Annotated in this window: 11 protein-coding genes; 3 read left to right on the top strand and 8 right to left on the bottom strand. The window is 48.7% G+C overall.

Going from position 1 to position 15,227, the window contains the following annotated elements; all coding sequences use genetic code 11:
* Window positions 1-8 precede the first annotated feature (8 nt).
* From SPM24T3_RS17335 to SPM24T3_RS17320, 4 genes are all read right to left on the bottom strand, one after another.
* Window positions 9-776: a DeoR/GlpR family DNA-binding transcription regulator gene (locus SPM24T3_RS17335; RefSeq protein ID WP_009638095.1), complete on the bottom strand. Its 768-nt coding sequence runs from the start codon at window positions 774-776 to the stop codon at window positions 9-11.
* 60 nt (window positions 777-836) lie between these two features.
* Entirely contained in the window at window positions 837-1,535 is a 699-nt protein-coding gene (locus tag SPM24T3_RS17330) for a substrate-binding domain-containing protein (protein ID WP_009638094.1), read from the bottom strand.
* Between the two features lie 289 nt (window positions 1,536-1,824).
* A complete protein-coding gene (locus tag SPM24T3_RS17325) occupies window positions 1,825-2,739 on the bottom strand; it encodes an AEC family transporter (protein ID WP_009638093.1) in 915 nt (304 codons plus the stop codon).
* 338 nt (window positions 2,740-3,077) lie between these two features.
* The gene (locus SPM24T3_RS17320) at window positions 3,078-3,971 is read right to left on the bottom strand and encodes a LysR family transcriptional regulator (protein WP_009638092.1); all 894 of its coding nucleotides are present in this window, start codon (window positions 3,969-3,971) and stop codon (window positions 3,078-3,080) included.
* 85 nt (window positions 3,972-4,056) lie between these two features.
* Between SPM24T3_RS17320 and SPM24T3_RS17315 the strand changes: the two genes are divergently transcribed.
* Entirely contained in the window at window positions 4,057-4,836 is a 780-nt protein-coding gene (locus SPM24T3_RS17315) for an NAD(P)H-dependent oxidoreductase (RefSeq protein ID WP_009638091.1), read from the top strand.
* Between the two features lie 179 nt (window positions 4,837-5,015).
* On the opposite strand, the gene guaA is transcribed toward SPM24T3_RS17315, so the two are convergent.
* Together guaA and guaB are read right to left on the bottom strand one after the other, a co-directional pair.
* A complete protein-coding gene (gene guaA, locus SPM24T3_RS17310; RefSeq protein WP_009638090.1) occupies window positions 5,016-6,593 on the bottom strand; it encodes a glutamine-hydrolyzing GMP synthase in 1,578 nt (525 codons plus the stop codon).
* Window positions 6,594-6,856: 263 nt separating this feature from the next.
* Window positions 6,857-8,323, bottom strand: a complete 1,467-nt coding sequence (gene guaB, locus SPM24T3_RS17305; protein ID WP_009638089.1) for an IMP dehydrogenase — start codon at window positions 8,321-8,323, stop codon at window positions 6,857-6,859.
* A gap of 179 nt (window positions 8,324-8,502) precedes the next feature.
* Here guaB and xseA point away from each other — a divergent pair, with 179 nt between their 5' ends.
* Both xseA and SPM24T3_RS24325 read left to right on the top strand, forming a co-directional pair.
* Window positions 8,503-9,906, top strand: coding sequence for an exodeoxyribonuclease VII large subunit (gene xseA, locus SPM24T3_RS17300; RefSeq protein ID WP_009638088.1), 1,404 nt, complete (start codon window positions 8,503-8,505; stop codon window positions 9,904-9,906).
* Window positions 9,907-10,297: 391 nt separating this feature from the next.
* Window positions 10,298-10,750: a DUF3757 domain-containing protein gene (locus SPM24T3_RS24325; protein WP_009638087.1), complete on the top strand. Its 453-nt coding sequence runs from the start codon at window positions 10,298-10,300 to the stop codon at window positions 10,748-10,750.
* 56 nt (window positions 10,751-10,806) lie between these two features.
* Here the strand turns inward: SPM24T3_RS24325 and katE are convergent, their stop codons facing one another.
* Together katE and der are read right to left on the bottom strand one after the other, a co-directional pair.
* The gene (katE, locus tag SPM24T3_RS17290; RefSeq protein ID WP_009638086.1) at window positions 10,807-13,065 is read right to left on the bottom strand and encodes a catalase HPII; all 2,259 of its coding nucleotides are present in this window, start codon (window positions 13,063-13,065) and stop codon (window positions 10,807-10,809) included.
* Window positions 13,066-13,337: 272 nt separating this feature from the next.
* Window positions 13,338-14,819, bottom strand: coding sequence for a ribosome biogenesis GTPase Der (der, locus tag SPM24T3_RS17285; RefSeq protein WP_009638085.1), 1,482 nt, complete (start codon window positions 14,817-14,819; stop codon window positions 13,338-13,340).
* Window positions 14,820-15,227: the final 408 nt, after the last annotated feature.

The following is a 15,227-nucleotide window of genomic DNA, read 5'->3' as shown; positions in this document are numbered from 1 at the left end:
TTTTAAAATTACACCGGAACAACGTGGAGCTGTATCCCCTCGTTCCTGATGCTGATTTGCTCTTGCAGCGGTAATAGTGAATCAGTAATCACTTCTTTTATCTCGTCGAGCGGGAAGATTTTATATTTGCCATACTTGCCGTATTTACTGCTATCGCTGACCAGAATATTCCGGCGCGAAACGCTGAGCACCGCCTGTTTGACGATAGCCTTGCCTTCATAAGGCGTCGACACCCCGTATTTCAAATCCCAGGATGAACTGCTGATAAACGCAATATCAATGTTTAGCGACTTTAGAAATGAGGCCGCGCAAATCCCCACTGTCGAGTAATTGCGCTTATCCACCTCGCCACCGATGTGAAAGAGATTGACCTGAGGCTTGTCCATCAAATATTGAGAGATTGAAAAATCGTTGGTGATCACTGTGAGATGAAAGCGCTCGGCCAGACAGCGGGCAATTTCAAAAGTCGTGGTTCCTGCATCGAGGTAAACCACCAGCCCGTCTTCAACACAGCTCGCGGCGTATTTGCCCAGCAATATTTTCTGCCGATGATGAAGCTGTGCCTTGTCAATGTATGCCAGCTCCTGGCGTAGCGCTTCATTCAGCCTGACGCCGCCGCTCACCCGAGTGATTTTCCCTTCTCTTTCCAGCTCTTCTACGTCACGACGAATAGTCATGTGCGAAACACTCATCAGGCTGGCAAGCACATTGATTGCTGCCACCTGGTTTTCGTGCACATAGCGAAAAATATAGTCTCGTCGTTCAACAGGAAGCATGTTCACTCTCGATGATGTCCTTTCAAAATGCTGGTAAATTTCAGGCCTGAAGTGTGGCGATTAAAAACGTGGATCCAGCCCCTGAGCCTGGTAAGCACTGGCAGAAGCCGATGATTGCAAATGACTCAGGAAGGCCTGACTCAGCTGAGGATTTTTCGCGTCTTTAAACACCGCCGCCGAGAAAGAGGTCGCCTTTTGTACGGCTTCAGGCAGGGGACCGATCACTTCAATACCAGGAACTACCAGCAGTTCGCTTATCTGCTGCACCGCCAGACTTGCTTCGCCAGTGGTCAATTTTTCTGCAGTAAAACCTTCGGGAATCGTACTCGCCTTGCTATTAACTTCCTCGGCAATACCCAGTTTCTCGATCAGTGTCTTAAAATAAATCCCGCTGGCACCGCCAAGCGAGTAAGCGACAGAACGCGCATTGCGCAGAGTTTCAACAAGCGCATCCGTATCCGCGATATTCGGGTGTGGTTCACCCGCTTTGACCGCCAGACCAATGCGTGATTCCACCAGCTCGATCCGGGTACTGCCGTCGACAATACCGGCTTCGATCAGCTCATCCATTGCTGCCACGGTGACAATCGCGACATCGGTACGATAACCGCTGCGAATGTTATCCATAATCACTGTGGTAGGATTCCATTTAACTTCTACGCCGTTACCCTGCTCTTCCCAGGCAGGAAGAATGCCCGCATCAAAAGGGGAACGAACCACTAATGCACTGATAACCTGAACTGTCGTTGACTGACTCATTATTGTTTATCTCGTGATTTACAGGTCACCCGGTAAAGTCTGCCTATGAGTTCATAGGTGGGTTTAACCTGTCAGATGAGTGTGTGTTTAACATTATATTTAACGATAATTCACAAAAATATGCCTGATACCACATTTTTCACAGTCATCAAAAAAAGTAAAAATTAACTTAAATCAATGAATTTATTAATATAAAAACATTCAGGCATTTTAACTTTTATTCACACAGGACTGTGAGTTTACTGATAACTCATAAATTCGTTTCACAATTAACTTAACTTCACAGCCTTTAAAATACAAAGGATAGTGTCAGCGGTACGGTGATCAGTGCCAAAATGGTACTCACCATGATGGCAAAAGAGGCCTTCTCAGGATGAACGTCCAATGCCGCAGCAACGGCAGCGATATTCCCCGCCAGTGGGTTGCAGGCCAGCATTACCAATACAATTTTCTCGGCATAGGTGAGATTAAAGAAATAGGTGAAGATAAAGATGATGACGACGGTATAAAGACCTTGTTTCCAGATAATGGAATAGGCGGTGAATTTCCAGTCGGGAATTAATTTCTCATACCTTGCCAATGAAAGTCCTATGACCATCATACCTAATATGCTGTAGCCGCCAGTAAAGCCGCTCAAGCCAGATGATAAGAATCCTGGTAAGTGAAAGCCAAAATATTTTACGATTAATGCCAAAATAGTCGCATGCAGAGTCGGCATTTTTATCACCATCAGCAAGCTTTTTTTAGCTGAATAATGACTACGTGCAGTTAAATAAAATGCCATGGTAAATTCATAAATTGTCGATGCAACTTTACAGAACACAATAATACCAATCGCTGCTGCACCGCCCTCTTTTCCCTGAAGCAGGCCAATTGCCAGCGGTAAAACAAAATAACCGACGTTTCCCTGGCCGCCTGCGGCTGCAAAAAGATTGGCTCGGTTATCCTTCCAAATTAGCTGTCCAACAAATAATGCCAGCACGGCCGCAATGCATGAGACAACATAAAATAGAACAGAATAAAGCACATAGCCCACGTTTGCAGGCGAATCCAGAATCAAGACAAAACTAACGATGGGCGAGAAAATGTAAATTAATAGTGAAGAAATATCCTTGCTGCTGATTTTAAATTTCTTGCCGACATACCAGCCGAGTAAAGAAACGGCGATAAGAAAGGCCACGCGTTGGAATATATCCATAAACATGATGTTTTCCCCTGTAAATAGCTTTTATTTTGACATAGCGATTTATTGGCACGGATAAATCTCCGGCACTCGGTTATCGCTGGTCTTTTTTTAATTCTTAGAGTTGGGCAGCTTCAAGCTTTGATTAATGAAGTATCACTATTATTAAGGATAGAGATTCACATTGAAACGATGATTATCACAGTTCCAATGGGTTTAATTAGGGTAATCAAGAGGACTATCGCGTTGAATCAGTGTGCATTTATGCACTATATTTATCTGCCGTGAATTAACACGATCCTGTGAATGCTGTGCTTTACTGTGAATTAATGATGCTGATCGCCTATTTTCACCATTTATCACAATGCCGAGACAAAGAAATCTCTTAGCCATTGATGAGCCGGATCGCGATGTGAGCGCTCATGCCATAACATCGCCATTTCAAAGCCCGGAACTTCAAGCGGCGGTTCAAAAATCTGTAATGCCGGATTGTTACCAATTAGCCGTGCAGGCAACATCGCGACCAGATCAGTAGTGGCCAGCGCCGAGAGAACAAACAGGAAATGTGGTACTGAAAGCACCACCTTACGCTTAAGTCCGCACTCACTCAGTACCTTATCGGTGATGCCGTAAAATCCACCGCCGTCGGGTGAAACCATTACGTGCTCAAGCTGATTAAATTCATCCAGACCAGGATTCTTTTTCAACGTCGGATGCCCAACGCGGCTCACTAAGCGGTAGGTTTCATCGAACAGTTTTCGACGACGCAGCCCGCCAGGTATGCCATCCCCTGTATGAAACAGCAAATCAATCTCCCCCAGCTCCAGCTTTCTGCCGACCTTCGCAGGCTGAGTTTCAAATATCGCTAAACGAGCAAAAGGGGCGGCGATGCGAAAACCTTTTAAAGCCGGGAGCAGTACTGCAGATTCGCCGTAATCAGACGCCGAAACGCGCCAGATTTTATCACTTTTAGTCGGGTCGAAATGGCTAACAGGGGAAACCGCCAGCCTTAGCAGCTCAATGGCGTCACGCAACGGCTGACGCAGCTCATCGGCTCTGGCGGTAGGCAGCATGCCCCTCGGTCCCGGAAGCAGCAAAGGATCGTTAAAAATATCCCGCAGTTTTGCCAACTGAACACTGACCGACGGCTGTGACAGATGCAAACGCTGCGCCGCGCGCGTCACGTTATGCTCGGTGAGCAGTGCATCGAGCGTCAGTAAAAGGTTGAGGTCCATATTGGCGAAATTGCTCATAACTATACCTACTATATTTTAAATTCATTTCTACTATACCTTAGTCCCCCCTACTCTGCGCCTATCACTTAACGGAGAGTTAGCTATGAATATTCTTATTGTTTATGCCCATCCAGAACCCCAGTCATTAAACGGATCGCTTAAAGATTTTGCCGTACAGCGGCTTGAAAGTCAGGGTCATACAGTTCAAGTCTCAGACCTTTATGCCATGAACTGGAAAGCACAGATTGATGCCGACGACAGCAGCGCCTACAGCGGCGATCGGCCATTCAACCCGTCTCTGGATTCTAAAAAGGCCTTTGAGAATGGCACTCAGAGTGCGGATATCGCCACCGAACAGCAAAAATTGCGCCAGGCCGATGCAGTAATTTTTCAGTTTCCTCTTTGGTGGTTCTCGATGCCAGCAATTATGAAAGGCTGGTTTGAGCGGGTATATGCTTACGGATTTGCCTACGGCGTGGGTGAGCATTCAGATACTCACTGGGGAGACCGCTACGGTGAAGGAAATATGGCAGGCAAACGCGCGATGCTGGCAGTGACGACCGGTGGATGGGAATCCCATTATAGTCCGCGCGGCATTAATGGCTCTCTCGACGATATTTTATTCCCGATTCAGCACGGCGTTTTGCATTATCCAGGATTTGCGGTGCTGCCTCCGTTAGTTTTTTACCGCACCGGTAGAACCGATGAGTTGCGTTATGCCCAGCTTTGTGAGGAGTACGGCCAACGCCTTGATGATTTATTCACAACTCAGCCGCTCCCCTATCGCCAGCAAAACGGCGGCGATTACAATATCCCTGCACTCACTCTCAAAGAAGAATTTGCCACAGATAAAGAAGGCTTGAAAATACATTTGAAGGATTAAAACAGGTGATGGTATCAATGAGCTGAGAGTAAAAATTTTATATTGATACCGTGAATTAAACCGTCACGAAAATGAGTCTCTCGGCATTCGTTATCAGTCGTAAAAAAGAAAAAGCCCCCTGCTTTCGCAGAGGGCTTCTGATCTTGCTATCGGTCTAAGCCGTTAACAAATCGCGGGATTTATTCCCACTCGATTGTCGCTGGCGGTTTACCAGAGATATCGTAAACAACGCGGGAAATACCGTCGACTTCATTGATGATGCGGTTAGAGCAGCGGCCAAGGAAATCGTATGGCAAATGCGCCCAGTGTGCGGTCATAAAGTCGATGGTTTCTACTGCGCGCAGTGAAACAACCCAATCGTATTTACGGCCATCACCCATCACGCCAACAGAACGAACCGGCAAGAACACGGTGAATGCCTGGCTGACTTTATTGTACAGGTCAGCTTTGTGCAGCTCTTCAATGAAGATAGCATCGGCGCGACGCAGCAGGTCACAGTACTCTTTCTTCACTTCGCCCAGTACGCGAACGCCTAAACCTGGACCCGGGAACGGGTGACGGTAAAGCATGTCGTATGGCAGGCCAAGTTCCAGACCGATCTTGCGCACCTCGTCTTTGAACAGCTCTTTCAGCGGCTCAACCAGACCCAGCTTCATCTCTTTTGGCAGGCCGCCAACGTTATGGTGAGACTTGATAACGTGTGCTTTACCCGTCGCCGAAGCAGCAGATTCGATAACGTCTGGATAGATTGTGCCCTGCGCCAACCATTTGAACTCGTCACGCTTACTGGCTTCTTCGTCGAAGACTTCTACAAACACGCGGCCAATGATTTTGCGTTTGGCTTCTGGATCATTTTCGCCAGCCAATGCAGACAGGAAGCGATCTTCAGCGGCAACGTGGATGATGTTCAGACCAAAGCGGTCACCAAACATTTCCAACACTTGGTCGGCTTCGTTCAAACGCAGCAGTCCGTTATCAACGAACACGCAGGTCAAACGATCGCCAATTGCACGGTGCAGCAGCATCGCGGTAACGGAAGAGTCAACGCCGCCGGACAGGCCGAGGATTACGTGATCGTCGCCAATCTGCACTTTCAGACGTTCAATCGCGTCTTCGATGATTTTTGCCGGGGTCCACAGCGCTTCACACTCACAGATATCCATGATGAAGCGTTCCAGAATGCGCAGGCCCTGACGGGTGTGCGTCACTTCAGGGTGGAACTGCACGCCGTAGAAGCGTTTTTCTTCGTTGGCCATAATGGCAAACGGGCAGTTATCGGTGCTGGCAACGGTAACAAAGTCAGAAGGAATAGCAGTGACTTTATCGCCATGGCTCATCCAAACATCAAGCAATGGCTTATTGTTGGCGCTCAGAGCGTCTTCAATATCGCGAACCAGGGCGCTGTTGGTCTGCACTTCAACTTGTGCATAGCCAAATTCACGTTCGGTTGAACCTTCAACGTGGCCACCCAACTGCATTGCCATAGTCTGCATGCCGTAGCACACGCCCAAAACAGGGACGCCCGCTTCGAATACGTAATCCGGTGCGCGAGGGCTACCATGTTCAGTGGTGCTTTCCGGGCCGCCAGACAGAATGATGCCGTTCGGATTGAATTCACGGATTTGAGCTTCAGTCACATCCCAGGCCCAGAGTTCGCAATACACGCCGAGTTCACGAACGCGGCGTGCTACCAGTTGGGTGTACTGGGAACCGAAATCAAGGATAAGAATGCGATGCTTATGAATATTTTCACTCATGCGGGTGATTTTCCAGAGCGTTAAAGTTTTAAAGAAAATAACTAAGAAACTGATAACCCGGCCTAAACCGGGTTTAACACGGACTCAATCAACTCGACCAACTCAATCAAATCAATCAACTCGATGAACTCAATCAAGGAGTCAGCGAGCTAAGGTGAGACAAGGCGGAAGCGGACGAAAAAGCGCAGTTTACATAAGTAAATGAGCATTTTAAGTTCGGTTTCAACGCAGTATCACCAACGCGCAGCAACTCCGAAAGAAGATCAAGAGCCCATGCGGTAGTTAGGAGACTCTTTAGTAATCGTCACATCGTGTACGTGACTTTCCTGAATACCGGCACCGCTGATACGAACAAATTCAGCCTTGGTGCGAAGATCCTGGATAGTAGCACAGCCGGTCAGACCCATACACGAACGCAGGCCGCCCATTTGCTGGTGCACGATCTCTTTCAGGCGGCCTTTATAGGCAACGCGACCTTCGATACCTTCCGGTACCAGTTTGTCAGCGGCGTTATCGCTCTGGAAGTAACGGTCAGAAGAGCCTTTGGACATCGCGCCCAGAGAACCCATGCCGCGGTAAGATTTGAATGAACGGCCTTGGTACAGCTCGATTTCACCCGGGGACTCTTCGGTGCCTGCCAGCATACCGCCGACCATCACGCAGCTTGCGCCAGCAGCGATAGCTTTAGCGATGTCGCCAGAGAAACGAATGCCGCCGTCAGCGATAACCGGAATACCGGTGCCTTCCAGCGCTTCAACTGCATCGGAAACTGCAGTGATCTGTGGAACGCCAACGCCGGTAACCATACGAGTCGTACAGATTGAACCAGGGCCGATACCCACTTTAACTGCGCTCACGCCAGCCTGAGCCAGTGCCAAAGCACCTTCGCCGGTTGCAACGTTGCCGCCGATGATTTGCAGATCAGGATATTTTTCGCGGGTTGCGCGGATGCGTCCGAGAACGCCTTCGGAATGACCATGCGAGGAGTCGATCAGCAGTACGTCAACACCAGCAGCAACCAGGGCGTCGATACGCTCTTCGTTACCGGCACCAGCGCCAACCGCAGCGCCTACGCGCAGGCTGCCGTTTTCGTCTTTACAGGCGTTAGGTTTACGCTCTGCTTTCTGGAAATCTTTAACGGTGATCATACCCAGCAGGTGGAACTGGCTATCGACAACCAAAGCTTTCTCGACGCGTTTTTCGTGCATTTTCTGCAGAACAACTTCGCGCGCTTCGCCTTCTTTAACGGTAACCAGACGCTCTTTCGGCGTCATAACCGCGGTGACTGGTTGCTCCAAATCGGTCACGAAGCGAACGTCACGACCGGTAATAATACCGACCAGTTCGTTGCCTTCGGTCACAACAGGATAACCGGCAAAGCCGTTGATTTCGGTGAGTTCTTTAACCTGACGCAGAGTCGTGGAAGGTGTTACGGTTTTTGGATCGGCAACGACGCCGCTTTCATGTTTCTTAACGCGGCGAACTTCTTCGGCCTGACGTTCAATGGACATGTTTTTGTGAATGAACCCCATCCCGCCTTCCTGAGCCAGGGCAATTGCCAGGTTCGCTTCGGTAACGGTATCCATTGCTGCAGAGAGCATAGGAATATTTAGACGGATTTTTTGAGTCAGCTGCGTGCTCAGATCGGCCGTGTTAGGCAGAACTGTGGAGTGAGCTGGAATGAGGAGAACGTCGTCAAACGTGAGTGCTTCTTTCTTTAAACGTAACATAGGCAATATCTCACCAAGGTGGATGCGGAAAAGATAAAATATTGCAGCGAGAGTATACAGGCACTCAATCGTTTGCTCTAGTACTATTTCACATTATTTTAAAAAAACTCTTGAATACTTCATTTTCGGCTGTAGTATCGATTGATTAAGTCTCTGTTTTCGAATTTGATCTGGGTCACATGCCGCTACCTTCTTCGCCACCCATTTTTACCGTAAGCCGCCTAAATCAGACGGTTCGCGAGTTGCTGGAAAACGAAATGGGTCAGGTCTGGCTCTCCGGCGAAATTTCCAACTTCTCCCAACCTTCTTCCGGCCACTGGTATTTCACGCTAAAAGACGCGCGCGCCCAGGTCAAATGCGCGATGTTTCGCAACAGCAATCGCCGCACCACTTTCCGTCCGCAAAATGGTCAGCAGGTATTGGTTCGCGCCTCCATCACTCTGTACGAACCACGCGGTGACTTTCAGCTAATCGCCGAAAGCATGCAGCCTGCCGGTGATGGCTTGTTGCAGCAACAGTTTGAGCAGTTGAAACAAACCTTGTCTGCGGAAGGTCTGTTTGATATCGAGCACAAGCAACCGCTGCCCTCTCCGGCCAAATGTGTCGGGGTCATCACCTCGGCCAGCGGTGCCGCCCTGCACGATATTCTTCAGGTTTTGAAACGCCGCGATCCTTCTCTGCCGGTGGTGATTTACCCGACGGCGGTGCAAGGTGTCGATGCGCCGTTGCAAATTGTTAAAGCTATTACTTTGGCCAACCAGCGTCAGGAATGCGACGTGCTGATAGTCGGGCGCGGCGGTGGTTCGCTGGAAGATTTATGGAGCTTTAACGACGAACGCGTTGCACGAGCGATATATAACAGTCGCTTGCCGATTGTCAGCGCCGTGGGTCATGAAACTGACGTCACTATCGCCGATTTTGTCGCCGACCTGCGCGCGTCAACGCCTTCTGCCGCTGCCGAACTGATCAGCCGTAACCAGCTTGAACTGCTGCGTCAGATTCAGTCACAGCAGCAGCGACTTGAAATGGCGATGGATTACTATCTGGCTCAGATGACCCAGCGTTTTACACGTTTAAATCATCGGCTTCAGCAGCAACATCCTCACTTGCGTCTGGCGCGCCAGCAAACCGCGCTGTTCAAACTGCTTAGCCGCATGGACGAGGCAATGCAAAATCATCTGCGTCGCCTGCTGCGCCGTGCGCAGAATCTCCAGCAGCGCCTGAATCAGCATCAACCACAGCGTCGCATCCACCAGTTGCAGCAGCGAGTGCAAAAGCTACAGTATCGCCTGCAGCAGTCAATGACAGCGCAGCTTGGGGAACATCGTCAGAATTTTAGTACTGCTGTGACGCAACTGGAGGCGGTAAGCCCTCTGGCAACGCTGGCTCGCGGTTATAGCGTCACCACGACCCCTCAGGGCGCATTGTTGAAGAAAACCGCGCAGACGGCGGCGGGAGAGATGTTAAAAACGCGACTGGCCGATGGCTGGATAGAAAGCGAAGTCAAAAGTCTGCACCTGGAAGAAAAGCCTGCCGAGAAGAAGCCTCGTAAACGCGCGGCTGCGGCAAAAAAAACCGAGTAAGGTGTTCTGAAAGGGACGGTAATTTCAGGGATTAGTCAATAAAGATCCCCGCGGCGAAAACCATCAATAAAGCATGTCGCTTGATGTTTTCTCGCCCTTGCGCCCTTTTCGAGGTAATAATTTATATTGAACACATCACAATTAACCACCTAATTAAATATAAGATAATTAGTATTAAATTACATTATATCTTTGTCTATTAATTATTTTTACAGTAAACAAACCCATAACATTAAACAATCCCCCCTCCTTTTAAAACCCGCAAGATAATGTTAGTGGTATAGTGCTCCCGTTAACCCACCAAGCAAAAAAAATAACAAAACAAAATTAATCAGATTAATTATTAGCGAGCAATATCATAGATAATTTTATTACTTTAGGAACCTCAAAAATGAATAGATTTAAGTATATTCTACTAACTGTTTTATTGGCGATCGCCTCGCATCAGGCTGCCGCACATAGCCAAAAGCAAGCTTGCCCTGCAACACCAAGTATTGGCGATGCCAAAAATACTGTATTTCGCGCCTCAGCCGAATCAGGTGAATGGTCAGGTATTTTACCGGGCAAAAACCCTGACAGTAAAACAGTCATTCCATTTACACAGACACTTATTGTTCAAGATAATAAAACGGGGGTTGCACAATTTCAGTATTGCACCCAAAAAATAACCGGGCATGAGAAACCCTCTGAAATGGGTTTAAATATTGATAGTCAAAAACATCTGATAATTACCACCACGGGTACCATTGGGCAAGATGAAACATCCAGCCTAGGGTTAACGAAAATTACCTGCGAAAAAACAGCTCCGGAAAACTGTACTTTTACAATACAAATAAAAGATTGATATAAAGTACTCCCTCGTAATGAGGGAGCTTATAAAACATCTGTAATTAATTATCCTTAAGCAGGCACTTCTGCCGCAGCCGTTTCTCTTGACCACACTCGGTGCTTTTTCAAGGCTTCGATAAATTTATCAGTAACCAGTTTGGCATCACTATCGACAAGCACGCCCTCATCAGGAGTTGGCAACGGCAGCGCTTCATACAAACTTAGCGCCTCACCCTGCAAGCCGATGGCTTTAAGATGCTTAAAGGCCTGTAAAATATAGTTTTTGGCGTTACCATTTTTTTTCAGCACCTCGATGCTAGCCTTACCGGCAGGGACAATAACGCCGTCAACCAATACCGATGGATTGCCTTCAATCGTGCCATCCGCATTAATCTCTTTACCTTGCAGGGTTTTAATTTTCCCCAGTCGCGGCGCAAAGATTTTGCTGTGTATCCCCAGGGCATTAAGCTCAGTGGTAATCGTCGCGACTGAATCACCGCATACGCCGTCGGCTACCAGCAGCGCTACCTGGCGTGATTTAACCGGATGTTCACGATTACCGTACAGGCTCAGCGCATCATCTTTGCTTAGACCGTTTACGGCTTTTGGCAACGCGTACTCTTGCTGTGCTTTACTTAGCTCAATCCCAAGATTCTCTGCTACCCGAGTGGCCAGGGAATGATCAATATAGCTTAGTTGATCGACCACGCGCTCACGGATCCACGGGCGTACAACCTTGCCTAATTCAAAGCTGAAAGCGCCTACCACATGATCCTGCTCGTAAGGAGTTTGGCTAAGCCAGAACAGTCGCGGCTGCGAATAGTAATCCGCAAATGAATCGCTACGACGGCGGATCTTCTCACCGTTCAGCGGCTGTGGAGAGGTCTCGAAACCACCGTGTTTTTTCGCCGGAGGCGTTTCTCGCGGCCAGTTGTTATTAATCGAATTTGGCTCGTAGTTCGCTGCGCCAGAGATCCCCATCCGATGCATACCATCACGCTGGTGATTGTGGAACGGACAAACGGGTTTATTGATCGGGATCTCATGGAAGTTAGGCCCACCAAGACGGCTGATCTGGGTGTCCAGATAAGAGAATAAACGGCCCTGTAACAGAGGATCGTCCGAGAAATCTAAACCTGGGACAATATTCCCCGGACAGAATGCTACCTGTTCGGTTTCGCTGAAATAGTTGTCAGGGTTGCGGTTCAGCACCATCTTGCCAACAATTTGTACTGGCACCAGGGACTCGGGGATCAGCTTGGTGGCATCGAGAATATCGAAGTCAAACTTGTCCTCGTCCTCTTCCGGGATAATCTGCAGCCCCAGCTCATATTCCGGGAAGTCGCCCGCTTCAATAGATTCCCACAGCTCACGCCGATGGAAATCAGGGTCGCGGCCGGTCAATACCTGGGCTTCATCCCAAATCAGTGAAGCCGCGCCGCAGGTTGGTTTCCAATGAAATCTCACAAAATGACTTTTCCCTTCCGCGTTGATCATTTTGTAGCTATGAATCCCGAAGCCTTCCATCATGCGATAACTGCGCGGAATACCGCGATCGGACATTGCCCACATCACGTTATGCAGGGTTTCAGGCTGCAGCGAAATATAGTCCCAGAAGGTGTCGTGCGCGCTTTGGCCTTGCGGAATTTCATTGTGAGGTTCAGGTTTCACGGCGTGAACGAAATCCGGGAATTTAATCGCATCCTGAATAAAGAATACCGGCGTGTTATTACCGACCAGGTCGAAATTGCCTTCCTGGGTGTAAAATTTGGTGGCAAACCCGCGGATATCCCTTACTGAATCAGCAGAGCCTTTTGAACCCTGCACGGTTGAAAAGCGCACAAACACTGGCGTATCAAGTCCGGGATCTGCCAGAAAACCTGCTTTGGTTAATGCCTCAAGAGACTGATAAACCTGAAAATAACCGTGTGCCGCCGCGCCGCGTGCATGTACTACTCTTTCAGGAATACGTTCATGGTCAAAATGGGTGATTTTTTCCCGCAGCATAAAATCTTCAAGCAAGGTAGAGCCGCGGACACCCGCTTTTAGGGAATTCTGGTTATCGGAAATTCGGATACCCTGATCGGTGCGTAACGCCTGACCCTGTGGATCATCGCGGAAGGCGTCGAGCTGTTCGAGTTTCTCACTGGTAGTAGACGGATTTTTGTCTGAGCCTGGCGCGGTAGGCTCTGCGCCAGGAGGACTAATGCTGTTCTGAGGTTTTAGCGGAGCACCCTGCGGTGCGGTATCGTTAAGATGTGGCTCAGCGGATACAGCTTGGTTATTACCATCACCTGGTTTGCTTACTGCTTTATCTTTGTGGTCCGACATTAAAACTCTCCTTAAAAGACTTACTAAAAAAGGGACTACTGCGAAATTATAGTTCCTATACTCATTAGTGCTTTTAGGAGAGCCTTGGTCGGGGAGATGCACCTGGGTTAACTTGCGAACTAACGGGGGCTTAGCGGTAAAAATCGGTAAAAAAAACTGCATCTCGATGTTTCAGACCAGAGTCCAAAAATCAAAATGCAGTTTATTACCAAGGCACTAGCCTTTAACAAGCATCACACCGCTCTGAAAAGAACGGCATAAATTTAGGGTGTTTATTTCTTTTTCAGGTGCGACATCAGACGCTTACGTTTACGCATCTGGTTTGGCGTCAGAGGGTTGCGCTTACCTTCAAACGGGTTTTCACCCTCTTTGAATTGAATACGGATTGGCGTACCCATGATTTCTAATGAACGGCGGAAATAGTTCATCAAATAACGTTTGTAAGAGTCGGCCAAGTCTTTTACCTGATTACCGTGGATGACCACGATAGGCGGGTTATAACCCCCGGCGTGAGCATATTTCAGCTTAACGCGACGTCCGTTAACCAGAGGCGGCTGGTGATCTTCTGCAGCCATCTGCATGATTCGAGTCAGCAAAGAGGTACCAACGCGCTTGGTCGCGCAATTATAGGCTTCGTTAACTGATTCAAACAGGTTACCTACGCCGCTGCCGTGCAGCGCGGAGATAAAGTGGATACGAGCAAAGTCGATGAAGCCCAGACGCATGTCGAGGGCATCTTTCACGGCATCGCGGGCTTCCTGAGACAGGCCGTCCCATTTATTCACCACGATGACCAGTGAGCGCCCACTATTGAGGATAAAGCCGAGCAGAGAGAGATCCTGATCAGAAATACCCTCGCGTGCGTCAATAACCAACATAACTACGTTGGCATCTTCGATAGCTTGCAAGGTTTTGATAACCGAGAATTTCTCGACGGTTTCAGTGACTTTGCCGCGCTTACGCACACCGGCGGTATCAATCAGCACGTATTCGCGCTCATCACGAACCATCGGGATATAAATACTGTCACGCGTGGTGCCAGGCATGTCATAAACCACAACGCGGTCTTCGCCGAGGATGCGGTTGGTTAGTGTTGACTTACCTACGTTAGGACGCCCAACAATCGCCAGCTTGATTGGCAAAGTGGTCGGGTCGAAGTCGTCTTCAACGTCTTCCGGGATTGCGTCTTCATCGCCAAGCTTCTCTGCCCAATAGGCCGCATTGGCCTCTTCTTCGCTCAGCTCAACTTCTTCAGGCTTTTCACCGACGAATGGAATTAATACGTGCTCGATAAGCTGAGTTACGCCACGACCGTGGGAAGCGGCGATAGCATAAACTTCGCCCAGACCAAGGGAGTAAAAATCGGCAGTTGCGCTGTCTGCATCGAGACCGTCGGTTTTGTTTGCTACCAGGAAGGTCGCTTTTTCACGGCTGCGAAGATGCTGGGCAATGCCCTGATCTGCAGGCATCACGCCTGCACGGGCATCGACCATAAACAGCACGATGTCTGCTTCTTCAATTGCCAGCAAAGATTGCCCCGCCATGCGGGTTTCAACGCCATCTTCGGTACCATCGATACCACCGGTATCAACAATAATAAATTCGTTACCCTCGATCTCGGCACGACCATACTTGCGGTCACGCGTTAGCCCGGGGAAATCCGCCACCAACGCATCACGCGTCTTGGTCAAACGGTTAAATAAGGTGGATTTACCCACATTCGGGCGCCCAACTAGCGCGACGACAGGTATCATTTTTTGAAGCCTCATTTTTTTACAGCCAACAAGTGTCGATTCCCAAAGGAATTAAACAACCGATCGCCATAATGCAAATCATTAAAATTCAATTTCTTACAACAAAAAGAATGACCATTCTTGCTGTTTTTAGAATACGAAACGGCCCCTGAGCAATTCAGGAGCCGTTTAATGGCCGAGCTATTATACCCATGATGTGGATATATACCCAAAGTAATTGACGAGGCAGTTAGGCGGCAAGAGAGCGAATCCCCAGAAGCTTACATAAGTAAGTGACCGGGGCGCACTCGCGAAACCAACGCAGCTACAGCATCAAACGCGAAGGATATATTTACCCAAAGTCATTGGCGTTGTAGCAAGGCGGCAAGTGAGTAAGTCCCCGGGAGCTTACATAAGTAAGTGACAGGG

It is taken from the genome of Serratia sp. M24T3 (assembly GCF_000257645.1).
Lineage (GTDB): Bacteria > Pseudomonadota > Gammaproteobacteria > Enterobacterales > Enterobacteriaceae > Rouxiella.
The sequence above is the reverse complement of the archived record's forward strand: the minus strand, read 5'-3'. Positions and strand labels throughout refer to the sequence as shown.